The organism is Beggiatoa alba B18LD, from assembly GCF_000245015.1.
Lineage (GTDB): Bacteria > Pseudomonadota > Gammaproteobacteria > Beggiatoales > Beggiatoaceae > Beggiatoa > Beggiatoa alba.
The window spans coordinates 2,965,972-2,988,948 of the sequence record NZ_JH600070.1; the positions used below are offsets into that span (position 1 = coordinate 2,965,972).

General features: G+C 41.7%; 19 protein-coding genes and 1 tRNA gene. 8 read left to right on the forward strand and 12 right to left on the reverse strand.

Annotated elements, in window-relative coordinates; genetic code table 11:
• Positions 1 to 8: 8 nt before the first annotated feature.
• Positions 9 to 530, reverse strand: a complete 522-nt coding sequence (gene hscB, locus BEGALDRAFT_RS12045) for a co-chaperone HscB (RefSeq protein WP_002690359.1) — start codon at positions 528 to 530, stop codon at positions 9 to 11.
• A gap of 3 nt (positions 531 to 533) precedes the next feature.
• Entirely contained in the window at positions 534 to 854 is a 321-nt protein-coding gene (gene iscA, locus BEGALDRAFT_RS12050) for an iron-sulfur cluster assembly protein IscA (protein ID WP_002690361.1), read from the reverse strand.
• Between the two features lie 221 nt (positions 855 to 1,075).
• Between iscA and gspL the strand changes: the two genes are divergently transcribed.
• The 5 genes from gspL (at position 1,076) to BEGALDRAFT_RS19215 (ending at position 6,824) form a co-directional block, all read left to right on the forward strand.
• Positions 1,076 to 2,299 (forward strand): type II secretion system protein GspL, encoded by a 1,224-nt coding sequence (gene gspL / locus BEGALDRAFT_RS12055; protein WP_002690363.1) that lies wholly within the window; start codon positions 1,076 to 1,078, stop codon positions 2,297 to 2,299.
• A 305-nt stretch (positions 2,300 to 2,604) separates the two neighbouring features.
• Complete coding sequence (locus BEGALDRAFT_RS19210) at positions 2,605 to 2,775, forward strand: hypothetical protein (protein ID WP_002690365.1); 171 nt, start codon at positions 2,605 to 2,607, stop codon at positions 2,773 to 2,775.
• Between the two features lie 777 nt (positions 2,776 to 3,552).
• Complete coding sequence (locus BEGALDRAFT_RS18340) at positions 3,553 to 3,954, forward strand: hypothetical protein (protein WP_002690367.1); 402 nt, start codon at positions 3,553 to 3,555, stop codon at positions 3,952 to 3,954.
• 66 nt (positions 3,955 to 4,020) lie between these two features.
• Positions 4,021 to 6,486, forward strand: a complete 2,466-nt coding sequence (locus tag BEGALDRAFT_RS12065; RefSeq protein ID WP_002690372.1) for a putative bifunctional diguanylate cyclase/phosphodiesterase — start codon at positions 4,021 to 4,023, stop codon at positions 6,484 to 6,486.
• A 143-nt stretch (positions 6,487 to 6,629) separates the two neighbouring features.
• Positions 6,630 to 6,824 carry a hypothetical protein gene (locus tag BEGALDRAFT_RS19215; protein ID WP_157237586.1) on the forward strand — a complete coding sequence of 65 codons (195 nt, stop codon included), beginning with the start codon at positions 6,630 to 6,632 and terminating at the stop codon, positions 6,822 to 6,824.
• Between the two features lie 97 nt (positions 6,825 to 6,921).
• On the opposite strand, the gene BEGALDRAFT_RS18345 is transcribed toward BEGALDRAFT_RS19215, so the two are convergent.
• Entirely contained in the window at positions 6,922 to 13,296 is a 6,375-nt protein-coding gene (locus tag BEGALDRAFT_RS18345) for a choice-of-anchor D domain-containing protein (protein ID WP_002690374.1), read from the reverse strand.
• Positions 13,297 to 13,468: 172 nt separating this feature from the next.
• On the opposite strand from BEGALDRAFT_RS18345, the gene BEGALDRAFT_RS12075 reads away from it, so the two are divergent.
• Entirely contained in the window at positions 13,469 to 14,122 is a 654-nt protein-coding gene (locus BEGALDRAFT_RS12075) for an NBR1-Ig-like domain-containing protein (protein WP_002690375.1), read from the forward strand.
• A 65-nt stretch (positions 14,123 to 14,187) separates the two neighbouring features.
• Here BEGALDRAFT_RS12075 and BEGALDRAFT_RS12080 read toward each other — a convergent pair whose 3' ends face one another.
• From BEGALDRAFT_RS12080 to BEGALDRAFT_RS18350, 5 genes are all read right to left on the reverse strand, one after another.
• A complete protein-coding gene (locus tag BEGALDRAFT_RS12080; protein ID WP_002690378.1) occupies positions 14,188 to 15,384 on the reverse strand; it encodes an RtcB family protein in 1,197 nt (398 codons plus the stop codon).
• A gap of 551 nt (positions 15,385 to 15,935) precedes the next feature.
• Positions 15,936 to 16,010: transfer RNA gene (locus BEGALDRAFT_RS12085), tRNA-Val, on the reverse strand.
• Between the two features lie 197 nt (positions 16,011 to 16,207).
• On the reverse strand, positions 16,208 to 16,552 hold the full coding sequence (locus BEGALDRAFT_RS12090) for a slr1659 superfamily regulator (protein WP_002690379.1): 345 nt from the start codon (positions 16,550 to 16,552) through the stop codon (positions 16,208 to 16,210).
• Positions 16,553 to 16,576: 24 nt separating this feature from the next.
• Entirely contained in the window at positions 16,577 to 17,542 is a 966-nt protein-coding gene (locus BEGALDRAFT_RS19555; protein WP_002690381.1) for a slr1658 superfamily regulator, read from the reverse strand.
• 139 nt (positions 17,543 to 17,681) lie between these two features.
• A complete protein-coding gene (locus tag BEGALDRAFT_RS18350) occupies positions 17,682 to 18,932 on the reverse strand; it encodes a SpoIIE family protein phosphatase (protein ID WP_002690383.1) in 1,251 nt (416 codons plus the stop codon).
• A gap of 329 nt (positions 18,933 to 19,261) precedes the next feature.
• Between BEGALDRAFT_RS18350 and BEGALDRAFT_RS12105 the strand changes: the two genes are divergently transcribed.
• Both BEGALDRAFT_RS12105 and BEGALDRAFT_RS12110 read left to right on the forward strand, forming a co-directional pair.
• The gene (locus BEGALDRAFT_RS12105) at positions 19,262 to 19,471 is read left to right on the forward strand and encodes a DUF2788 domain-containing protein (RefSeq protein ID WP_002690385.1); all 210 of its coding nucleotides are present in this window, start codon (positions 19,262 to 19,264) and stop codon (positions 19,469 to 19,471) included.
• A gap of 52 nt (positions 19,472 to 19,523) precedes the next feature.
• Positions 19,524 to 20,444 (forward strand): hypothetical protein, encoded by a 921-nt coding sequence (locus tag BEGALDRAFT_RS12110; protein ID WP_002690387.1) that lies wholly within the window; start codon positions 19,524 to 19,526, stop codon positions 20,442 to 20,444.
• On the opposite strand, the gene BEGALDRAFT_RS12115 is transcribed toward BEGALDRAFT_RS12110, so the two are convergent.
• From BEGALDRAFT_RS12115 to nikB, 4 genes are read right to left on the reverse strand one after another with little or no spacing between them, the layout of a single operon-like run.
• The gene (locus BEGALDRAFT_RS12115; RefSeq protein ID WP_002690389.1) at positions 20,441 to 20,815 is read right to left on the reverse strand and encodes a DUF190 domain-containing protein; all 375 of its coding nucleotides are present in this window, start codon (positions 20,813 to 20,815) and stop codon (positions 20,441 to 20,443) included. The genes BEGALDRAFT_RS12110 and BEGALDRAFT_RS12115 overlap by 4 nt on opposite strands.
• 18 nt (positions 20,816 to 20,833) lie before the next feature.
• Positions 20,834 to 21,238 (reverse strand): fluoride efflux transporter CrcB, encoded by a 405-nt coding sequence (gene crcB / locus BEGALDRAFT_RS12120; RefSeq protein WP_198284639.1) that lies wholly within the window; start codon positions 21,236 to 21,238, stop codon positions 20,834 to 20,836.
• Positions 21,223 to 22,020 carry an ABC transporter permease gene (locus tag BEGALDRAFT_RS12125; protein WP_040295593.1) on the reverse strand — a complete coding sequence of 266 codons (798 nt, stop codon included), beginning with the start codon at positions 22,018 to 22,020 and terminating at the stop codon, positions 21,223 to 21,225. The genes crcB and BEGALDRAFT_RS12125 overlap by 16 nt, the downstream gene beginning before the upstream one ends.
• A 13-nt stretch (positions 22,021 to 22,033) precedes the next feature.
• On the reverse strand, positions 22,034 to 22,960 hold the full coding sequence (nikB, locus tag BEGALDRAFT_RS12130; protein WP_002690392.1) for a nickel ABC transporter permease: 927 nt from the start codon (positions 22,958 to 22,960) through the stop codon (positions 22,034 to 22,036).
• Between the last annotated feature and the right edge of the window lie 17 nt (positions 22,961 to 22,977).

Consider the following 22,977-nt stretch of genomic DNA (forward strand, 5'->3'; position numbering starts at 1 on the left):
TGAGCGATTTAGAGCAAGGTTTCTTCTAGTTGTATGGCTTCTTCTTGCAAGCGGTTAAAAAACTGGAGTTGGCGCACACTATTCCGTGCGGCGTGCCAGTCAGCTTTTGTACAGTGTTGGTTGAGTTTATCTAATAGTTGTTGCGTTTGTTGTTGTAGGGTTGCCAGAAATTTGCTGAGGGCGGTGAGCGGGTCTGCTTGGGTTTTAATCTCTGCAAGGGTTTCGCGTAGTTCCATTTGTGCCATGAGAAATTGCCCATCCATAAAGGTATCATTTTCATTATTGAGGGCAATACCTTGTAATTCTAAAAGATATTGTGCGCGATGAATGGGCTGTTTGAGGGTTTGGAACGCGCTATTGATGAGCGTCGCTTTTTCCATAGCTAAACGTCGCTCACGTTCAGGCGCGTCCGCAAATTTGTCAGGATGCACCATTTTTTGTAAATCACGATAGCGTGTTGCGAGTGCGTCATTATCTATCGTGAAACTGGTCGGTAAGCCAAAAAGTTCAAAGTAGTTTGGGTTTGTCATGACTTATACGTTAAAACTTTCGCCACAACCACATTCATCTTTAACATTGGGATTGCTAAATTTAAAGCCTTCATTTAAGCCTTCGCGGACATAGTCTAATTCAGTGCCGTCGATGTAACTCAGGCTTTTGGGGTCGACAATGATTTTAACGCCATTAGATTCGAAAACTTGGTCGTGTTCTTCTAATTGGTCAACAAATTCCATGACATAAGCCATGCCAGAGCATCCACTTGTGCGTACACCTAAACGAAGCCCAATACCTTTACCGCGTTTGTCGATGGATTTTTGCACATGGCTTGCTGCTTTGGGGGTTAGACTGATCATCGTGTTTGATTCTCCTGTATGAATGCATGAATGGATATTGTCGAAATCTATGTTGTCATGAGAGTAAGCACAAGGGGATTGTACATCTTTACACGGGAATTTTTGTTGTTAATAGCTTATAAATAAAATGGTTATTAATCTTATGTGGGGGTATTGTCGCACCTGTTAGCTAATTAGTTTATGATGATTGCTTTCATTTTTTTGATTCATTTGCGATTTAAATGCGATATTCCTTACTCTGTTATTTAGAATCTGATGCCGATGAGCGGATTAGTTGGGTGTTACATGACCGTGCGGGAAAAGTGATTGATAACGCGGAACATGTTTCTTTATCCACTTTACCGCCTGCAACTCATGCCTTAACGTTATTAGTCCCTAGCACGGCATGTGTGTTGACCAGTGCACAAGTGCCAACAACTCAGCGACAACGTTTAATTCAAGCAGTACCATACACATTAGAAGAGCAGTTTGCGACAGATGTAGAGAATTTACATTTTGCGCTAGGTGAGCGTATCGCAGGGGAACAAATTGCAGTCGCAGTGACGACGCAGACAAATATGCAACAGTGGCTAACGCTTTTTAAGAATCGTGGTTATCAACCACAGCGGATTATCCCTGATGTGTTTGCTGTCCCTTTTGCGAATTCACAGGCATGGCATATCGTTTTTTATCAAAAAATGGTGTTAGTGCGGACAGGGGCTTACAGTGGTTTTAGTATTGAACCTGCAAACTTACAACTGGCTTTACAACTGGCTTTACAGCAACAGCCAACTCTACCGAGCAGTTTAAACGTTTATTATCAAAAAGATGAAACGCCTACTTTAACCGTTTTAAGTGGTTTAGGCATCCCCATCGAAGAGCAAACCAGCCCAGACAGTTGCTTAACATGGCTTTTGCAAGGGCTTATCCAAACCCCCGCGATTAATCTCTTACAAGGGGAATACCGCCCTCAAGATAATCTACAAGTTTTGTGGAAGCCGTGGCGATTAACCGCAGGTTTATTATGTGTATTAGGCGCGGTTTATGTTGTGCAACAAGTCGTTGCCTATCAATCATTAAAGCAACAACAAACGGCATTAAATACGCAAATAGAAACGCTATACCGTCAAACTTTTCCTGATGCCAAGCGAATTGTCAACGCGCGGGTGCAAATGGAACAGCAGTTAAACCAGTTGAAGAATCAACAAACAAGCCCGCAAAGCAGTGAAGCGTTTTTAACAGGATTAACCCAATTAAGCCCTGCCTTAAAACAAGCAGCAGGTTTAAATTTAAAACGCTTGGATTATCGTCAAGGGCGTTTTGACCTAGAATTAGAGTTAGCGAATTTACAAGCCCTAGAACAGTTAAAGCAGGCATTCAGTCAAGCAGGCTTTGCGGTTGAACTACAATCGGCAACGAGTCGAGAAAATGGGGTTGAAGCGCGAATAAGACTGCAAAAATCATAGATAAAAACTCAATTTTATTATATAATTACCGCATTATAATATTTAAATTCTCCTATCAATAAGTATGCCCGTCATATCCATAAAAAATAACGATGTTGATTGTAAGCCTTTTTTATAGAACGCATTCATTAAGTTATTCTGATATGCGTATCTTTACCTATTCCAAATTATACCCAAACCCTTTAATTTTCACTCACAGCACCTAAAACTACTTATTGACAAGGACTGTGTTGAAGTAATTTATGAGTAAAGGGAGTAACTCAAAAATCTCATTAGTTCTTCCACCATATCTTGAGGTGTAAAGTATGAGCAAGGCCAAAAAAGAAACTCCGCGTAATAGCAAATTCCAAGCTGTTGATCGGGATAATCTGGTACAGATGGCACGTGAAGCAACTTCTTACGTGATAGAAACACGAAGTTTAGCTCGAAACGATTTTAGCTCAACCAAACAAGATACGTTACACAACACACAGTAAGTAGTTAATTTGGAGTTATCGATTTTATTCTTACTCGTTGAATCCAACGAGTAAGAATGGACAGTAAAGTAACATAAATATCAACCTTACTTTTCTTGTCCACCTCTCTCATAAGGAGGGGAATTAAAGGTTTATGGTATGGTTCTAAAAAAAGCAGTTGCCTTTGTTAATACCATCACATTGGAGTCAGTTTCCCCTTGTACTCCACCCGTTACCCTGAATTGAACCATATCCTTTTTATTCCATCACTTTATAGCCCTTTATAAAGTATCTTGTCACAACGGATTAATGTTCATATTAATCCGTTTTTTTTATTTTATGCATTCTCCAAAATATCCCCCTCAATATTTAACCTGCAATTTATTGTCGAATTTGACTACAATCTAAAATAATTTACCTAGTTCAACCTGAGTTCTACGAGTTTTACAAAATAAAACAGAGGTCTGCTAGGTTTTGAAAACTTAACAAGTCTTTTTTTGTCTGAATCAGAATTCACAGAATTTTCAGAATTAGCAGAATTAAAAAGCGTGATTCGCATTAATTTAAGGGTTTTAAATTCTGTTAATTCTGAAAATCCTGATTCAGACAAATGCTTGTCTTTTTAAAAAATCTCGCCGAACTCAGGTTATAGTAAACGTACTATAAAACAATGCTAAGGACTGACAGTCCTGTGAGAACTGCCAGTCCTGAATTTAAATCACTTTATGATACGTTTACTATAGTTTATTTGTCAGAATTTTCACAAAATTGACTTAACTCACTGTGCTGAGAAAACAAATGCCACTAACTGTCCAATTACCCCGTTTGTTAGTCTTAAAATTATTTGAATACGTACAATATCAGCCAAACCAAATCGTTGAGGGTATTATTAGCCAAGCCCCCGATAACTCACTACACTGTTACCCGCCATTGCCCTGTTTTACCCCCAGAAATACAATGGAATCTGCGCAAATGCTGGTACAACAAATGCAACCGAACCACCAATTATTTGCGTTTTATCACGCCTCACCCCAAGACACCCTCACCCCCGATGCCATATATAAGACACCCTTAGCGTGCTATCCTAAAGCATTATTTTTAATAATTTCATTAAACATTAAAGGGGTTTTAGAGCTTCGTGGCTTTCACCAACATGACAACCACTTACAAGAGCTTACCCTAGAAGTACCCGCCGAATGACGAAAATATTGAAAAAGAAATAGAGGAGGCGATTAGTGATATTTAATTGTTTTAACAGGATTATACATGTTGCAACACACCCATTTTTTAACTAAAGCTATTCGAAACATTCCTATCTATATAATATTGGTCACCCCCCTGATTGTCTTATTAAGCATTCTTGTTTCCTTAAAAACATGGATTATCATTCAACACCAAGATAAATTAGAAACCATCCTCATTACGCTACTCTTATTAGGGGTGATTTTCTCTACCCTGCTTGCCTTCCTCATTAATCAATGGATTACCCGCCCCATTCGTTACCTTAATCAAGCCGCCAGCGAAATTGCCCAAGGACATTTAGAAAATCGCGTTTCTATTACAGGGATGAAAGAGTTAGCAATCCTTGGTGAAGCCTTCAACAGCATGGCAAGCCAACTACAATCTACCTTTCTTACCCTTGCCCAACGTGAAGCTCGCCTCCAAGAAGCCCAACGCCTCGCCCATATTGGCTATTGGGAACGCAATCTTGTAACAGAAACCGCACTCTGGTCAGACGAACTCTATCGCATTTTTGGACTCTCCCCAGCCCATACCATTACAACGAAAGATTTCATCCAACGTGTTCATCCCGAAGACCGCTGGCATGTTGAACAAGCCACTTATTGCAGTATTCAACAACATCAACCCTATGACATAGAATATCGACTTGTTCGCCCATCAGGAGAAGTTCGCTATGTACACACACTTGGGCGCGTTGTTTACAACGAACAATCAAATCCCATCTATTTCATCGGCTCAACCCAAGACATCACCCAACACAAACAAACAGAAATTGCTTTACGGACAACAGAAGAACGCTATCGCAGTATTTTCGAAAACGCATTAGAAGGTATTTTCCAATCCACACCCGATGGGCATTATCTCGCAGTGAATCCTGCACTTGCGCGTATTTATGGCTATGAGTCCTCACAAGCACTCATGAACCAACTCACCGATATTGCAAGTCAACTCTACGTCAACCCCAATCGACGCATTGAATTTATCAAAGTCCTACAACAACATGATAAAGTGACTGATTTCGAATCAGAAATTTACAAAGCAGATGGAACAATCATCTGGATTTCTGAATATGTTCGCGCTTGTCGTGACCCACAAGGGCGATTGCTCTACTATGAAGGCATCGTTACAGACATTACCGAACGCAAACGCACAGAAGAACAACTGAAACATTACGCCTATCACGACATCCTAACAGGACTACCTAACCGCGTTAAATTCATTGATGCCTTACAACAAGCCATACAACAACATCAACAAAATCCTAACCACACCTTTGCGGTACTTTTCCTAGACCTAGACCGCTTTAAACTCGTTAACGACAGCCTAGGACATCTCATCGGCGATAAACTACTCATAGAAGTCAGCAACCGCCTAAAAGACTGCATCCCGCCACAAGACATGGTCGCCCGCTTTGGCGGAGATGAATTCCTAATTCTACTAAACGACGTTAAAAATCAACAAGAAGTAGCCCGTATTGCCCAACGCATATACCAACTACTCACCCAACCATTCATGATAGACAATCAAGAAGTCTTTACCAGCACCAGCATTGGCATTACCCTCAGCACACTAGGCGGCGCAGAACCCAGCGACTTTTTACGCAATGCAGACCTAGCCCTCTTTCAAGCCAAATCACAAGGCATGGGACGTTATGAAATCTTTAACACCCACATGCACACCAAATCCTTAGCCCGTTTACAACTAGAAACAGATTTAAGACGCAGTTTAGAACGCGAAGAATTTGAAGTATATTACCAACCCATCATGCGCCTTGCTGACCAACAAGTCTGTGGTTTTGAAGCCCTACTCCGCTGGCGACACCCCACACGTGGCATTATATCCCCCTTAGAATTCATCCCCTTAGCAGAAGAAACGGGACTCATTACAACAATTGGCTGCTGGGTACTCTACCAAGCCTGCACCCAACTCAAGACATGGCAAACAGAATTCCCGCAAGTACAACACCTGACAATGAGCGTCAACCTCTCCGCTAAACAATTTCTCCAACCCAACTTATTAGGACAAATTGAACAAACCATTCTTGCCACCAACTGCGAACGTAATAGCCTTAAACTTGAACTGACGGAAAGCGTTTTAATGAACAACGCCATTGCAATTAGCCATGCCCTGAATAAAATTCGCCAACTCGGCGTAAAACTCAGCATTGATGATTTTGGTACAGGCTACTCCTCCTTAAGCTATCTACACCGCTTCCCACTTGATACCCTAAAAATCGACCGTTCTTTCGTCAACACCTTAACCAGCTCAAAAGAACACCGTGCCATCGTGCAAACTATCGTCACGCTTGCCCACCACCTACAGATGGATGTCACCGCTGAAGGTGTAGAAACCCAAGAACAATTGGAAATACTGCACCAACTGCATTGTGAATATGCACAAGGCTTCCTATTTTCCCAACCCCTCACCGCCCAAGCAGCCACCCAATTTTTAACAGACACTATTAACCTGAGTTCGGCGAGTTTCTTTTAAAAAGACAACAACTTGTCTGAATCAGAATTCACAGAATTTTCAGAATTAGCAGAATTAAAAAACGTGATTCGCATTAATTTCTTGGTTTAAGGGGTTTAAATTCTGTTAATTCTGAAAATCCCGATTCAGACAAGGATTTAATCTTGTCTGATGAATCCTTTTCGCGTGTTCCGACAGACCTGCTAGGTTTTCAAAACCTAGCAGGTCTATGTTTTTACTCGTTTACTCGTTACCAAGCTCTGCTTGGTAATGCCTGCCTTGCAAGCTCCGCTTGCCGAGTACAAGCAAATTTAAGATTGAAGCGTTCAAGGACAAGCCAAGCAGAGCTTGGCGCGTAGGCATTACCAAGTAAAACTTGGTAACGAGCAATTAAAAAAAAGGATACCACCGCCTAAAACAGTGGTATCCCTTCCTTTTTCAAACTAACAAACTGACTTACTCAATCGTAATATCAATACTTTCCGCTGAATAAATAATTTGTCCATCGTTTAAACGATAGCCAAAGTAGATAGACAACTGACCAGTTGCAACAAACTCACCTTCATATAAAACAATGGATTGTGTTGCTTGTAAAGTCAATTTGGTTTGACGTGCCGTTAGCTTGGCAAAATCACCCGTCCAGACTAATGGCATAACACCATCCATCATATACCAAGTGCCTGCCATCATGGGTAAAGGCTGATAGACACCAATAGCAATAATGTCAACATCCTGCCCAATTTGACTACTATCAACTTGCAAGCTACCTGCAATTACCACAGGATTACCTACAAAACCTTGCAGTCTCTTGCTCTTCGCAAATGCTCCACCTTTCACAGAAATACCGCCTGCGAATTTAATATTCGGGAGCGTATTCGACAATGTCAAAGAGCTGACCGCTGATAAACTGGGCAAGTTGAAACGTGTCCCATTTAACATGATTGTTGCAAATTCAGGTGGTGTTGTCGTTTCGCTTACAGTCAATGTTACAGTAAAGTCTTTCAATGTATTGCTATTCTGACCATATTTGAAACTTAACATCCCGCCCGTTGTCTCCCCAACTTTTTCAATGGTGAAAATATCCGCACCACCGACAGGTAAACTTGCCGTAGCTGCTAAGAAACGACCACTTAAACTAAAGCCCGTTGGTAAGGTTAAATCGCTAAAATAAAGTGTGCTTGTGGTTGTATTACGAATCACAAAAGTCTTTTTGTTTTCGCTGTTTAAGACAACATCCACTGTTTCACCATTCAGCAAACCAGTTTCACCCATTGCAAAAGTAATCGCTGGGGCTACGACTTGCGCCGTCAACGTGACTTTATAAACAGAATGATTAGGGTCATTAGTATTAAAGCTCAGTGTTCCTGAATAAGTGCCGACAGTGTTGGTAGTCACTTGAACTTGAATAGTGGCTACTTGACCTATCGCAATTTCACTGGGGAATGTTCCCACTAAGCTAAAGCCCTCAGGCAATACTAAATTACTCAACACTAAAGGCACTGAGCCTGTATTTTTCAGCGTGAAGCTCTTAAGCAGTTCACTCCCTGTCTCCGTTATACCTAAATTAACGGTTGTAACAGATAAACCTGTTTCCGTATCGACAAGGTTTGCCGTTGGATAAGTAACAGGGGTTTCTGTTCCACCACTACTTACAGTCGCTGTTTTAACATCAACGGTTACAGGGAAACTGATGAGTGATTGACTAAGGTTATTTGTCGTTAAGCTGACAAGCCCGCTAAAGTTGGTTAATTGAGTTGTATCAACTTTAATCGTCAACACATCAAATTGTCCCGCTCCAATGACTATCGGTAATGTCCCTACTAATTGGAATCCAACAGGTAAGCTGATATTGCTGATGGTTAAAGCACTACCACTATTATTCTGTATGCTGAATGTCTTGGTTGCATACGTGTTAATAGTGGCTGTTCCTAAGTCTATGGTTGTCGTGCCGTCGATGACGGTTGTACCAAGTAGGAGAGTGACTTCAGCATTAGGCGTAATAACACCTGTCCCGTCCGTTGCTTGTACTTTAAATTCATAAAGCACTGTTCCGTTAGGCATATCTTTAACTATGCCATATTTTTCGCCTGCAAGACCATATTGCGTGCATTGGAATTGACGTTGGGTACTCGTTCCGCCTGCTAGTTCATAGTTGGAATGTTCACAATCAGCAACCGTAAAGCCCATGCCATCGGGGAGATTTGTGCCTGTAACAGTAAATATCGCGGTTTCATTCACTTGGTCTATCAGCGGAGAGATACTGCTGATGGTAATAGTGGGTTTAGTGGGGTCAGTGATTTGTACTGCAAAACTGTACAGTGTCATGCCACCGGGATGGTCTTTGACGATACCACTTTTACTACCAGCTTCTACAGGGGTGCATTGGAATTGACGTTGTGTACTGTTTCCACCGGCTAGTTCATAGCTTGAGGGGGTGCAGTCATTGATAGAAAATCCCATGTTATCAACTAGGTTTGTTCCCGTTAGTGTAAAAATGGTTGTTTGTCCTAGTGTTGCCTTGAGCGGGCTGATAGCTGTAACTCGCGGTAGGTTGCTTATATCATTGGTTGGGTTGGTAACGTTGACACTAAAGGTGTGTAGTATTGTCCCTGTTTGGTTACGAATCACGCCTGTTTTAACCCCTACTTCTTGGGGCGTGCATTGGAATTGGCGTTGCGTTGTATTGCCGTTGGCTTGTTCGTTGATATTGGTGCAACCTAATAGGTTGAATTTTAAACTATTATTGAGGTTAGTACCTGTCAGGGTAAATATTTTTGACTGATTAAGTTCGGCAGTTGTTGGGCTTAAAGCCGTAATGGTTGGCGTTGTTGTGGATGTTCCCTCTGTTGTGGGGGAACTGACAAGATTATTGTTAGCATCACGCCAGACATTGCGCGCTATTGAATCCCAACAAACCATTTTACCATCAGTTTTTAATCCGCAGCGATAATCGAAATTTCCTTCTATTTGGGTAAAACTACCTGTAGGGGGAAGGAGCGCATCCATTGATCTACTACTATTTCCCCAGATACTAGAATTCTCATAGCGTCCCCAACAAGCAATACTACCATCGGTTTTTACTCCACAAGCATAATACTGACTTGTCCCGACTTGGGTAAAACTGCCTGTAGGTGATTCGGTAAAACCGGCTCCTGCTGATGAGTAAGATGGGTAAGCCCCCCAGCAAGCCACGCTACCATCGGTTTTTACGCCACAAGCATAATTTGGAGCAGCGTCACCATATCCGAATGTATATGCATAATTACCTATACTAATTTGGGTAAAACTGCCTGTGGGTGATGTGGCGTAACTATTCCCCCAGCAAGCCACGCTACCATCAGTTTTTATGCCACAAAAATAACTATTTAAACTGCTGATTTGGGTAAAACTGCCTATGGGTGGCGTGGGAGGAACTGCAGTAGAGGCGCTGGAATCTCCAGCCACAGTAGAGGTGCTGAGAGAATTCCAACAAGCAACGCTACCATCAGTTTTTACGCCACAAGCATGAGGGTAACCTACACTGACTTGGGTAAAGCTGCCTGTGGGTGTGGGTAAGGCCTTGTCCTTCCAACAAGCAACACTGCCATCGGTTTTTACTCCACAAGCATAATAATTAACACTGATTTGGGTAAAACTGCCTGTAGGTAGTGCGAACTTGCCAGTATTGTTATTATCCCAGAAGCAATCAACGCTACTATCGGTTTTTATACCACAGTACATACCTTTTCCCTCTCCAGTGAGTTGGGTAAAATTACCTATGGTTGGTGTGCTTTTTCCAGAAGAAGAACGCCAGCAAGCAACGCTACCATCGTTTTTTATTCCACAATTAGCTATGCCTTTATTACCTTCTCCGCTAGTAATTTGGGTAAAATTGTCTGTATCTGTAGGTGGTGTGGCTTGACCATACTCATTATAACCCCAGCAATCAATACGACCATCAGTTCTTACGCCACAAGTATGATTGTAATCAGCACTGACTTGGGTAAAACTGCCTGTAGGTGATATGGCTTGACCACTCGTGTTAGTCCCCCAGCAAACAACACTACCATCCGTTTCTACGCCACAAGTATGAGTGCTACCTGCACTGACTTGGGTAAAACTGTCTGTAGGTGGTGTGGCTTGACCAGCGGTGTTATTTCCCCAGCAAGCCACGCTGCCATCAGTTTTTACGCCACAAGTATGATATCCACCTGCACTGACTTGGGTAAAACTGTCTGTAGGTGGTGTGGCTTTACCATCCGTGTTAGACCCCCAGCAAGCAACGCTACCATCAGTTTTTACGCCACAAGTATGATATCCACCTGCACTGACTTGGGTAAAACTGCCTGTGGGTGGGGTGGCTTTACCATACTCATTATTCCCCCAGCAAGCCACGCTACCATCTGTTTTTACGCCACAAGTATGAGATCCACCTGCACTGACTTGGGTAAAACTGCCTGTGGGTGGTGTGGCTTGACCATAAGAAGTATAAGTATAAGACTCCCAGAGAGGATTATCCCCCCAGCAAGCAACGCTGCCGTCGATTTTTACGCCACAAGTATGATTTCCACCTGCACTGACTTGAGTAAAATTGCCTATAGGTGGTATGGCTTGATCATCAGAATTACCTCCCCAGCAATAGACACTTCCATCTTTTTTCACGCCACAAGTATGAGTGGCTCCTACCTCTATCTGCACATAATCACCTAGTTGCGTTGTCCCACTATTGGTAATCACTTCATCATTCGAATACCCAACTATATTGCCTTGTTTATCCTTCCAAACAGCCAAATATTGTCCTAACCATAAAAACTTGCCTAACCATAAAGCTGCATAATCAACAGGGGGCGTTAGGGCACTATGATTAGCAGGTAACATTAGATAATAAGTCTTCCCGTCAGTAATAAACGATAAGCATCCATTTTCCACAGTACCCGTTAAATACGTTAGGTCATCACGATTGAGTAACGCAGAAACTGCCCACTGATTCATATCCTCAAAGCCTTCTATCGAATGTGGACAAATCTTTAATGTTTGACCTGCAACACCCCAATCTAACTTACCATTCTCAGTAATGTACTCTACATAAGGATATTCTGTGTTTTGCGTTGTCGACAGGTTTTCATAGGTTATTTGTAGTTTTTGACGATGCGTTAGCGCGCCATCTGTGGTATGAATACCGCTAGCAGAGGCAAAACTAAATCTGTCCATTCTAATATCTAGCGTATATTCCTCAATCAACCCTGTCTTATTTGCTAAAGCTTGTAAAAGCTTTGTATTATTAGTATCAAGTGGTAACTTGAAGTACGCAGCACCTTCAGGCTCGTTAACTATTTCTTCATCCTGAGATGAAATATCTAGCGTGACAGGATGAGTGGTATCTGCACCTAATGCTGTTTCGTCGGATGCAAAAACCTGTTTTGGTAAACGCAGTTTTAAGTTCAACCAATAAGTGTCGCTTTCCCATGTTACATTGGCAAACTCAACTTTAATATCAACATCTTTATTGTAGAAACTATTAACACTATAAGTATTAATAGGACCAAATAACTCGTGCTTTTTGGCGTAAGTCGCAAAAGCAAACATGGCAACCTCACGCTTTAAATACGAAATGTCTAATGTTTTAGCCATGAGGAACATTTGAGCAATGCCATTGATGGCAGTAGCGGCTTTTTCGTTATTACAAGTGGTTGTATGATCCATGCAAAGATTAAAAAGGTTTCTTAAACTGTAAGAGTAAAGCGCATTCAGTTTAGGGTCTGTAGCTAAAATATCGTTAGCCAAATAGCTCGTAAATTGAGGATAATAACGATAATCAAACTCTCCTGTATCACTGATAAACTCAGGAGAAACACGGTTTTTAAGCTCTTCTGGATAAGCACTACTCAAATAATAATAGTTGAGTAAAAAAGTTCCTTTAGCGGCGTTTTCTAGCGTGGAGATAAGATAATCCATACTGTCATAGTAGACTTTCGCTGGTGCAAGAACCATAACGAGTCCGCCAGAAAGCACATCCATCGTGCCACCAATGAGCAAAGAAGCCATCTTTGCGGTTGACGCATCTGCCCATCCCACATTTTTGAAAAAATTAATAATATAATCTAGTCCAAGCTGGGTTAAACCTAACTTGTTAAAACCGAAGACAGCTTTATAATCTGGCGTTATAATGTCCTTACCCAAAATACCACCAGACATTAAGTACACTACTCGTCCATCTATATAATTATCCAAAGTACCATCTGTGGTAAACACTGCGTGAGGTGTCACACCATAAGTTGTATTTCCCGCTCCCAAAAAAGCAGTTATAAACGGGTTATGACTCCCCCCATTAGTGTTATCTTGATAGGCTTGAAACTCATTTAATATCTTCAGAGCGTCATCATATGCGTCTTCTGCTCTAACGTCAGTTGCTGTACTGAGCTTATCGATATACTGAGACTCCCACCACTTAACGCTATGTTGTAACGTTTCTAAGAAAATAATATCCCGCATCATTTGCCAGATGGGAGTATTTACATCGTAATAAACGCCTGTCTGGAGATTGCCATTTTTATCAGTGTACTCATAGGTTACTGATTGAGGTTCACCTTGTGCATTAATATGTCCGCCATGGTAGGGCAGGGTTATCATTTCTGCCCCAAGTGCTGGGTAGTATGGCTTCTCCTCTGTAGAACGAGTAGCAAAAGTCTTTATCCATGAGATTAATTCCGACTCATACTGCACAGGGTCTGTACTAGGGATTCCAGGTAGATTGCTCCATCCATATTCAATTTCTACACGAGCAAATGATGTTGATGAGATTAGACTCATCAGCAAGAGCAAAATTAACTGCCTTATATTACGTCGTACCATAATTTTTATCCTTAAGAAAGAAAGTGGAACAATTCACCTACAAGAAATGGTACATTACACAAAAAAGTGTCCACTTTGGTTGACACCACAAAAATATTTTAATTATTCGACTATTACCGTTAAAAACGGTGCATTCACATCCCTTAAATATTTACAATAGGTATTTTTAAATATGGCAGCAGTTGACCTTGCTCAATATATATTGACTCGTAGTAAAGAATTAGGATTAAACAAGAGTGAATTAGCCAGCAAATCAAGTATTAGTCGTTCTGCACTTTATAAACTTTTAGACAGTGATGTGCAGGAAGTGCGAATATCAACCATCGTGCAATTAGCAAATACCTTACAAATACACCCTTTAGACTTATTACGATGTTTATTTACAAACTGGGACTTTCCCGTTAAACAGTCGAGTTTGGCAAAGTATCCAAAGGATGCTACAGGGTTTATTGCCGATGTGACTTATCCTGATAATTCGCTTGTAACAGCAGGACAGACATTTGAGAAAATATGGGAAATTCGCAATTTGGGGGGGGAAATTTGGAAAAATCGGAAATTGGTTTGTTGTGATGATTTCATCACCCTAACCAGTCATCAAACAGAAATAGCCTCCCCATTGCCACAAAGAGGCTTACAACCGCAACAGCGTGAAATTCCCATTCCATTAACCCATCCTAATGAAAGCGTTCGCCTTTCAGTGCAGTTTCTCGCACCACCATATCCAGTAACCGTTATTTCTTATTGGAAAATGGCAAATGCTGAGGGGGAATTGTGTTTCCCTGAATTAGAGGGCTTGTCTTGTTTGGTAAAAGTTGTTGCACTTTAGTTTTTACCATCGCGCCCTCACGGATACCACCGTTTAAAACAGTGGTATCCCTTAAATCTAAAAACCTAACCTTTCACACAAACGACTTGTTTCAAGGTATGAACAACTTCGACCAAATCGCTTTGGTTTTCCATCACCACATCAATATCCTTATAAGCACTGGGAATTTCATCCAAAACCCCGCTGTCTTTACGACATTCAACCCCAGCCGTTTGCCGTTCTAAATCCTCACGACTAAAATGCTTCTTCGCTGCGGTACGACTCATGCGCCGTCCCGCCCCATGAGAACAAGAACAAAACGAATCTGCATTGCCTTTTCCCCGTACAATATAAGACTTAGCCCCCATACTACCGGGAATAATGCCTAATTGTCCCTCACGCGCACTAATTGCCCCTTTACGGGTTAAATAGACTTTTTCGCCGAAATGCTCCTCAATAGACACATAATTATGATGGCAATTAATGGCTTCTTTAGTAATTTCAAAATACGGGAAAACCTTACGCAAAGACTCCAAAATTAAACGCATCATTTCTCGACGATTTTCCATCGCGTAATCTTGCGCCCAATGCACTGCTTCGACGTAATCATCAAAATACTGAGTACCTTCAGGAAAATACGCTAAATCTCGATGAGGAAGCTGTACCTGTAGGCGTTCCATATCCTTACGCGCTAAGTCAATGAAATATGTGCCAATATTATTCCCAATTCCACGGCTACCAGAATGTAACATGACCCAAACAGCTTGATTTTCATCTAAACACAACTCAATAAAATGATTACCACCACCTAACGTACCCAATTGACACGTCCACGTATCATGAATACGCTTCATCATCTTACTGATGGTAGGATGTTTAGCCAGTATGTTATCAATCCCTTTATCTAGCTGTTTTAACGTAGAATTAGCAACACTAGCCCGTGAATGTTGATTAAAACCAACAGGAATCGAGTTTTCAATCGCCAAACGTATCGGCTTTAAATTATCAGGCAACTGAGTTGCAGTTAATGACAAGCGTAATGCATTCATACCACAACCGATGTCAACCCCAACTGCAGACGGAATAATAGCGGATTTTGTCGGAATCACAGAACCAACCGTTGCACCAATTCCTGTATGTACATCAGGCATCGCGGCGACGTGATGATGCACAAATGGTAATTGTGAAATTTGGGTTAATTGGTCTAAAGCAGAGGATTCAATTTCATCCGTGTAAATATTCACGGGAACTTTGCCTTTTTCTAATACCATTTTAACAGGCATAATTAAATATCCTTGTACAACAAAGCATTAAATTGCTGGGCATAAAAAAACCCCAGCGCGAACTTTTTAAGTTGTCAACTGGGGTTTTTCTGCTCAATACGAGCGGGAGAAATCGCTAGAAGACAACATTTAACTTGCCTTCCAGCATTCATCATGCGAAAGGCTTAGTTTTTAAGTGGGTGATTCAAATGAGTAAGTTGCATGATTTATTTCTCCTATCGGTTGCTTATGTGACTAAAAAGCCACTGGGTTGTACAAATTGCAAAAGACTTTAGTAAACATTTTTTAAATTTGCAATGTTTATCTACCATTTTTTTAAATTTTTTATTGTGGCATAAGGTTCAAGCAAAATTTGCTATCCGTTACTAAGACGTTTTATTAATTCAATAATAAGAAGTTAAGGAAAAGCTACCGACATCTATTTTAGATAAGAGCACGTTTTTAGCACGGTAGAAAGTGAATTATCTATATGAAATTAAACTATAAATTCAAGATTAAATTAACTCATTGAACACGTTTTTAGCACGTTTTTAGAGATAGATGTTTGTAAGTGGTGGGCGATACTGGGATTGAACCAGTGACCCCTGCCGTGTGAAGGCAGTGCTCTCCCGCTGAGCTAATCGCCCTTTTTTGGATGGGTGATTGTAAATATTGCAATCACGCTGACTTCAAGAAAGGAATGAAAAGCATATAGGGATTTGTGATGTGGGTCAAGCCGTGAGAATTGATTTTTTGAGGGGGCAATAAAAAAGTCTTCCCATGCTGGTTTACATGGGAATGGTTAAAAGGGGGTGTGTTATTTAAGGGTGTTATTTGTTTAAGACTATTCCCATTCTAATTGTAAATTTGGCATTAGTCGTTTTAGGTTGTTTAGTGATTTATCTTGCCATTCTACGTCTTCTGAGCCTAAAACGCTCATGTTTATTGTTTCCATTTTGCGAATTTTTAACACAAATTTGGATATCATGTTGATGCCAGAGCTATTCAGTAGTTCTAGTTTTCGTAGGTCTAGTTTTATATGGGGCGGGGTTTTATCTGCTATGCCGTTTAGTAAGTCTGTGATGGGAGCATATTCTGTCATGCCATTCAGTTGTAAAAACCCTTGAAAGGTAACAGTTGATGCGCTTTCATCGTATATGACTTTGTAATCTTCCGTTTCTATGTTCACTGTTTTAAGCTCCTGCACAAAAATCTAAACGATTAGTTGAACCATTGTTGTTACCATAACTTCTTCGGGTTCTAGTTGTATCGTATCAAATCGCCATGCGACATTTGCGCCGTAATCATTCATCATGGTGAGTAGTCCTAAGCCTGATGAGCCGCCTTCTTCATCTTCCATATTTCTTTCTACTTGTTGAACATAGAGTTCTTGGGGGTCGCTGCTTCTGAGTTCTTCTATGAATTGGTAGAATTTTTCTAGTGTGCCAGGTATTACGCTGTTAGTGACGTAGAAGACGATGCGGTCGGAGTGTAGTTGTAAGTGGATGCTGACGGGAAGGTGAGAGCCTTCTATACTGAATTTCATCGCGTTTTCTAGGAGTTCGTTGGCGATGTAGGTGACTGCCCCTTTTATTTTCTTTCGCCGTTTGACGCTGCTGGGGTTGGCATCGTTTGTGGGAAAGAAGGTGGTGAGGTAGTCGCCGAGAAAGCTAGCGGATAGTCCGTTGTTGCGCCAGCGTTGGCGGAGAGGAACTGAGCTGGGGGAGAAGCCTAGTTCTAGGTATTCTCGGTCGGCAGTGGGTTCGAAGGTAAAGTCGCCAAATATCCGATGGGCTTTGCTGGGTACGTGTAAGATAGGGAGTTGTTTATCTTTTGTCATACTGTCAACCATTCGGAGGGAGTATTCTTCCTTAAGCGTGTCTTGCATTAGGGTTAGGGCGGAATTTATTGCATCTTTGAGTATTGTATCACCCGATAGGTTGTTTTCTATGAGGTCTAGGAGTGCAATAACTTGTTTTTTAAGTTCTGGTTGTTGATTGAGTCGTTCTGTGAACTGTGCATCGTTTGAATTCACGAGTTTACCATTGCCTCCTCGCTGTGTTGCGCTATCTATCATCATTTGACGATATAGTTGACGGATAAGCAGTGTTGGGTATTTGGTGGTAAATGGCATGGTGTTGTTTGGTGTATGTGTAATACGTTGTAAGAATAACAGCACCCGTTAGTGTCCATGTAGGTACTACCTAATAGCATTTTGCTATTGTTTGTATGAAGCGTATTCAAATGTGATGCCAATTACAACCGTTATTCGTCGTTATTTGTGTTGTTTTTATGGTTTGTTGTGGATAATTTTTGGGTTATTTTTGTTGTAGTACGAGTAGGGTTATGTCGTCTTGGAGTTTTTTCTTGCCGATGTGGTTGCGCACGTCTTCGATGAGGATTTCTCGAATATCGGTTGCAGTTTTTTGCCAGTTTTTTTCGAGGACTTCGCAGATGCGTTTTACACCGTAGAGTATTTTAGCTTCGTTTTGGGCTTCGGTGATGCCGTCAGTGTAGAGGACTACGCTGTCTCCTGTATTGAGGTGAATTTTTACTTGGGCGACAAATTCGCTGATGTTTTCTTCAAGTCCGATGGGAAAGCCTAGCATGTCGGTTCTGACACGTTCAACGTTGCCACCAACGCGAACGACGAGGACTTCTTCGTGTTGTCCGCTGAGTAGTACGGTGCCGCCTGTGCCTGTGTTTTTGTCGTCGGGTTGGTAGTCTAGGAGGATGAGGCTCATGGTTTTGTCAGCATCCATGCGTTGGGTGTTGCTGTAGATGGTGCTGTTGACGGCGTTGAGGAATTTGACGGGGTCGGTTTCGTTGGCGGCAAGTAGGGTGCGGACGGCGGTTTGTACCATGAGCATGAGGACTCCGCTTTCTAAACCGTGTCCTGTTACGTCACCGATGCCAATTTTAACGCGCCCGCCGTGTTTGAGTACGTCGTAGTAGTCGCCCCCGACTTCGTCAGCAGGTTCCATAAATCCCGCGATTTCTAGTCCGCTGATTTGGCTCAGTTCGTGCTCTTTGGGGAGAAGCATTTGTTGTAGGCGACGGGTAACGTCGAGTTCTGTGGAGAGGCGGGTATTTTCGGCTTTGAGTTGGTTTATTTGTAGGGTAGTAATGCTTTCTAGCAGGGAGAGGACATTGCCCATACCTGCATATTGTCCTTGTTTGGTGATGATAAAGTCTTGAATAAAGGTGGTATTGGTATTTTTGGTAATATATCGGCTTGCTTCTTTGAATGAGGTGCTATGTTCAATAATTGGGGGTTGTGGATCCATGAAGCGGGAAACGGATTTTTTGCCGTAGAGGTCGCGCCCAAAAGGTTGAACAAAGATGTCCATGATTTGGTGGCGGTGGATGATGCCGACGGGGTTTGTTTCATCAACGACTGCGATAGCGTGTAGGTCTTTGTTGGAGGCGAAAATATTGCCTGCTTGTTCGATGGTCGAGTTTGGTTCAAGATAAACACGTGCTTTGATGATGCTGCCCACAGTGTTTTCTACCATGGTGAGTTGTGCATCTGTGTGTGATAAATCATCGGTTAAAGCGTATTCCAACATAAAAAACGACCCTCAGTAAAAAACACGACCTATTGCTTTGTAAGTTATTGCTTATTTGAGTTAATTTTGCATTAGGGATATGACAGGATAATGTCAACGATATATTATGTTTCGGTGTTTATTGTCTCTTGCTGGTTATGCCTTGCAGAAAGTAGATGAGAAAAATGTCTTTTAGTAGGATTTTGCGAAAATTTCATAAAACTGTCTTTTTTTTCTTTAACAATGAATAATGGAGTGTGTCATTATTATCTACTGATAGCTTAATCAGTGTGTTAGTTATTATTTGTTTTTATGTAAGTTATTTTCTTTTTGCTTAAGGTTAATTCAGTATGGATTCGCAACTTTGGATGCAGTATGAAGATGTCATTTTAACCGTGTGTGTAGGGGGGTTAATGGCGTATATGATGTTTATCATTTATCGTTTAGCGAAGGATTCTAATGCGGGTAAATGGGGATATTTTACGTTATTTTTAGCATTAGGGCTGGGAATGGTCGGTTTTATCGCTAAAGCGGTTATTATGGAGATGATGAAGCAATAGGCGGTTTATACTGGGTTTGTTTTTTCGACATAAAACGATTTGTGATGTAAATATGATGAACTATCTGGCTTGGTTAAAACAGCATATTCGCTGTGTGTTTGGGCTGATGTTGGCATTTTTAGGCGGTTTATTCTTCGCGGATAATCATCCGCCCGTGTTTGCGGCTGAGACATCGCCAACAGTTTGGCAGACACCCATATCAAGTCATTATGTGAATGAACCTAAGCCAGCTAATGTGTGGCAAGTAGCCCCAAATCCGCAAGCGTCTGTCATTTCACTACCGTTATATAATCCATGGAAAGCACAAGCAAGCAGTGAGCCACAGTATCGTCCTTTGCAGGAGTCTGCGACAGTAACGAGTCCAACTATCACAGAAAATCGTTATAGAACCCCTGAGCAAACAGCGATTGCATCACCTGATTATCGTCCTTATCAACCTTCGTCTCTTGATATGATGAATAGCATGGAAGGGAGAAATTATCCCGTAGATAATCGTTATCAAGTACCTGAACAGGCTACAATAGTTCCTCCTACCGAGTATCGCCCATATTCTGTACCTGCTATCGGTGGAATGGGCAATGAAGGACAGTATTGGAATAATTCGCCCACAGCGACCTATCCGCCAGCGTATCAAACCCTGATGCCTGCTTATTCTGTAAGTCCTTTCTATGGGCAATCTTTGGAGACGGTAACGCCTGCGACGCTGGGAAATAATCCGTTATATATGCCTATGCCGTATCAAGAGCAGTTGACCCCAATATATCCTTCAGTGCCTTTTTACAATAATCAATTTGAAAGACAAAGGATGAATGGCTTACCTAGTCCACAAACTGAAGTCCGTGACTATCCTATTGATAATGGTCAGCAGTCTTTTTTATTGCCTAATATGCGTTTGATGGTTGTGCCTGATAGGGCTGTTGTACCAACTTATGACCCGTTTACAGGGTATATGGTTGCACCTTCGTTGTATTAATCGGTGTTTTTTTTGGACGGAGTAATAGCTGCGCGATAGTGAATCACATTCACTTTTTCCAAAGTCACTAAACCGCCTACATGGGTGGTTGTGGTGAATAGCGTTTCTAAGGTTGGTAAAAAAGCTTGTATTTTCTCAGGATTATCGACGATTTCTATCACAATGGGTAAATCAGTCGATAATTCTAGCAATTTAAATGTGTGAACTTGACTCGACGCGCCATAGCCTAATAAACCACGTAAAATGGTCACGCCCGCTAATCCCTGCGTTTTTGCCATATCGGTAATAACTTCATACAAGGGACGATGTTTGAGTTTATCCATTTCCCCGATAAAAATGCGTAATAAAGTGGCTTCTCCGTTTAAGCTCATATCTGTATTTTCTCGCGTTTAAACCCATTGTTCTATTAGCCAAAAACCGATATAAACGGCAAGAAATCCCCCGATTGCACTACCACCGATATAAAGACTGACATAAAACCATTGTCCATCTTCTAATAAGGTCATTACTTCGTACATCAGAGAAGAAAAAGTCGTAAATCCGCCACAAAAGCCTGTTGCAAGAAATAAGCGCATTTCTGGCGTGATTAAATTGGTTTTACTGGCAAGTCCAGCGATTAAGGCAATTAAAAAGCACCCTAAAATATTAATGATAAGTGTCCCTAATGGAAAACCCGTTGTTAAACGAGCCATCCACAAGGTAACGGTATAGCGTGCTATTGAACCGATAAACCCGCCGAAACCAACCCAAAGATAAAAACTCAGTGGTACTTGTTGCATTAGGATTCCCGACATTGGCGCGTCTTAACATCTAAATAATCGCGTAAACCATCCCCCAGTAAATTTACAGATAAAACGACTAATAATAATGCAGTGCTAGGAACTAAAACGGTATGGGGCGCGACTAACATATAATTTGTACCATCACGTATCATACTCCCCCACGAAGCTGTTGGCGGTTGTACGCCTAGCCCTAAGAAAGATAAACCCGCTTCTGCAATGACCACAGAAGCAATGCCAAAAGTTGCCTCGATAACCAATGGGGCGGTGAGCAGTGGCAAAACATGATGGCATAAAATACGGGGACTACTTGCCCCAAGAGCTTGCGCGGCTAGCACATGCTCTCGATGTTTTAACGATAAAGTTTGCGCTCGTGCTAAACGGGCAAATCCTACCCAACCGACAATAGATAATGCAAATACGACATTATTAATACCAGGTGCAAGTAAGCCAGATAAGGCAATAGCCAGCAAAATACCGGGGAAGGCGAGGAATATATCAATAACTCGAACAATAATTAAATCCACCCAGCCCCCAAACCACGCGCTAATCATGCCAATCAATGTACCGACCGAGAGCGAAATCAGTACAACTAACAAGGCAACTAATAACGAAGTATGTGCACCTTTTACCAACCTATCCAATAAGGGACGACCTAAATCATCATACCCTAACCAAGCCTCGGCGGAGGGTGGCTGTAAAATGTGCGCCAATTGCACATTGTTCGGTGTCAGTGGTAGCCAGTCACTGATTAAAGCAACGCTAAACCAAAGGATTAAAAAAATAATAGAAGACAAAAACGTTGCCGATTTAAATCGCACGATAACGCACTCTCGGGTCTAACCACGTGTAAAGCATATCCGTTGCCATATTCACCATGACGTAGGTTAAGCTAATTAATAAAACACAGGCTTGCACAACGGGATAATCGCGCTGTTGAATCGCTTCTATAGTGAGTAAGCCAATACCAGGCAAGGCGAAAATGGTTTCAGTAATGACCGCACCGCCCAATAATGCGCCCAGTTGTAAGCCTAAAATGGTTAATAACGGTAAAGAAGCATTGCGTAAAGCATGTTTCACTAATATTTGATACTGATTTAACCCTTTAGCTTTTGCAGTTCGGATGTAATCCTCATGAAGCACTTCCAATAATGTTGCACGTACCATCCGCGCCAAAATTGCCGCTAATGCCGTTCCCATCGTTAGCGCAGGTAACACTAATGACGAAGCCCCTTCCAGTCCACTAACAGGCAACCAGCCCAAAGTCAGCGAAAAAAACAAAATTAAAACAGGTCCCGCTAAAAAATTAGGAATAGAAACACCCAATAACGCAAATATCATTGCCCCATGGTCTATAGCACGATGTGGATATAACGCTGCTAATCCCCCCAAAGGAAACGCAAGTAAAATTGCAACGCTTAAACCACTAACCGCTAATAACGCCGTGACGGGTAAACGTTGCCACAGTAATTGGCTAACAGGCTCTTTTGCGGTTAATGACGTACCTAAATCACCGTGTAACAAACCTGTTACATACAGCCACCACTGCATTAATAAGGGCTGATCTAAACCTAACGCATGGCGTAAGGCTTCTTGGTCTGTTGTTGTTGCTGACTCGCCCAATATCACTTGAACAGGGTCACCAGGCACTAAATGAATCAATAAAAACACCAACGTCACCACGCCCAACATCACAGTGAGCGCACTTAATAAGCGAGAAAGAAACAGGGTGAACATGGTCGTTTAAAAATATT

Excerpts from the sequence above, each read along its gene's own strand:
- hscB (WP_002690359.1), bottom strand. The coding sequence starts at position 530 with ATGACAAACCCAAACTACTTTGAACTTTTTGGCTTACCGACCAGTTTC.
- iscA (WP_002690361.1), bottom strand. The coding sequence starts at position 854 with ATGATCAGTCTAACCCCCAAAGCAGCAAGCCATGTGCAAAAATCCATC.
- gspL (WP_002690363.1), top strand. The coding sequence starts at position 1,076 with ATGCGATATTCCTTACTCTGTTATTTAGAATCTGATGCCGATGAGCGG.
- BEGALDRAFT_RS19210 (WP_002690365.1), top strand. The coding sequence starts at position 2,605 with ATGAGCAAGGCCAAAAAAGAAACTCCGCGTAATAGCAAATTCCAAGCT.
- BEGALDRAFT_RS18340 (WP_002690367.1), top strand. The coding sequence starts at position 3,553 with ATGCCACTAACTGTCCAATTACCCCGTTTGTTAGTCTTAAAATTATTT.
- BEGALDRAFT_RS12065 (WP_002690372.1), top strand. The coding sequence starts at position 4,021 with ATGTTGCAACACACCCATTTTTTAACTAAAGCTATTCGAAACATTCCT.
- BEGALDRAFT_RS18345 (WP_002690374.1), bottom strand. The coding sequence starts at position 13,296 with ATGGTACGACGTAATATAAGGCAGTTAATTTTGCTCTTGCTGATGAGT.
- BEGALDRAFT_RS12075 (WP_002690375.1), top strand. The coding sequence starts at position 13,469 with ATGGCAGCAGTTGACCTTGCTCAATATATATTGACTCGTAGTAAAGAA.
- BEGALDRAFT_RS12080 (WP_002690378.1), bottom strand. The coding sequence starts at position 15,384 with ATGCCTGTTAAAATGGTATTAGAAAAAGGCAAAGTTCCCGTGAATATT.
- BEGALDRAFT_RS18350 (WP_002690383.1), bottom strand. The coding sequence starts at position 18,932 with ATGTTGGAATACGCTTTAACCGATGATTTATCACACACAGATGCACAA.
- BEGALDRAFT_RS12105 (WP_002690385.1), top strand. The coding sequence starts at position 19,262 with ATGGATTCGCAACTTTGGATGCAGTATGAAGATGTCATTTTAACCGTG.
- BEGALDRAFT_RS12110 (WP_002690387.1), top strand. The coding sequence starts at position 19,524 with ATGATGAACTATCTGGCTTGGTTAAAACAGCATATTCGCTGTGTGTTT.
- BEGALDRAFT_RS12115 (WP_002690389.1), bottom strand. The coding sequence starts at position 20,815 with ATGAGCTTAAACGGAGAAGCCACTTTATTACGCATTTTTATCGGGGAA.
- crcB (WP_198284639.1), bottom strand. The coding sequence starts at position 21,238 with ATGTCGGGAATCCTAATGCAACAAGTACCACTGAGTTTTTATCTTTGG.
- nikB (WP_002690392.1), bottom strand. The coding sequence starts at position 22,960 with ATGTTCACCCTGTTTCTTTCTCGCTTATTAAGTGCGCTCACTGTGATG.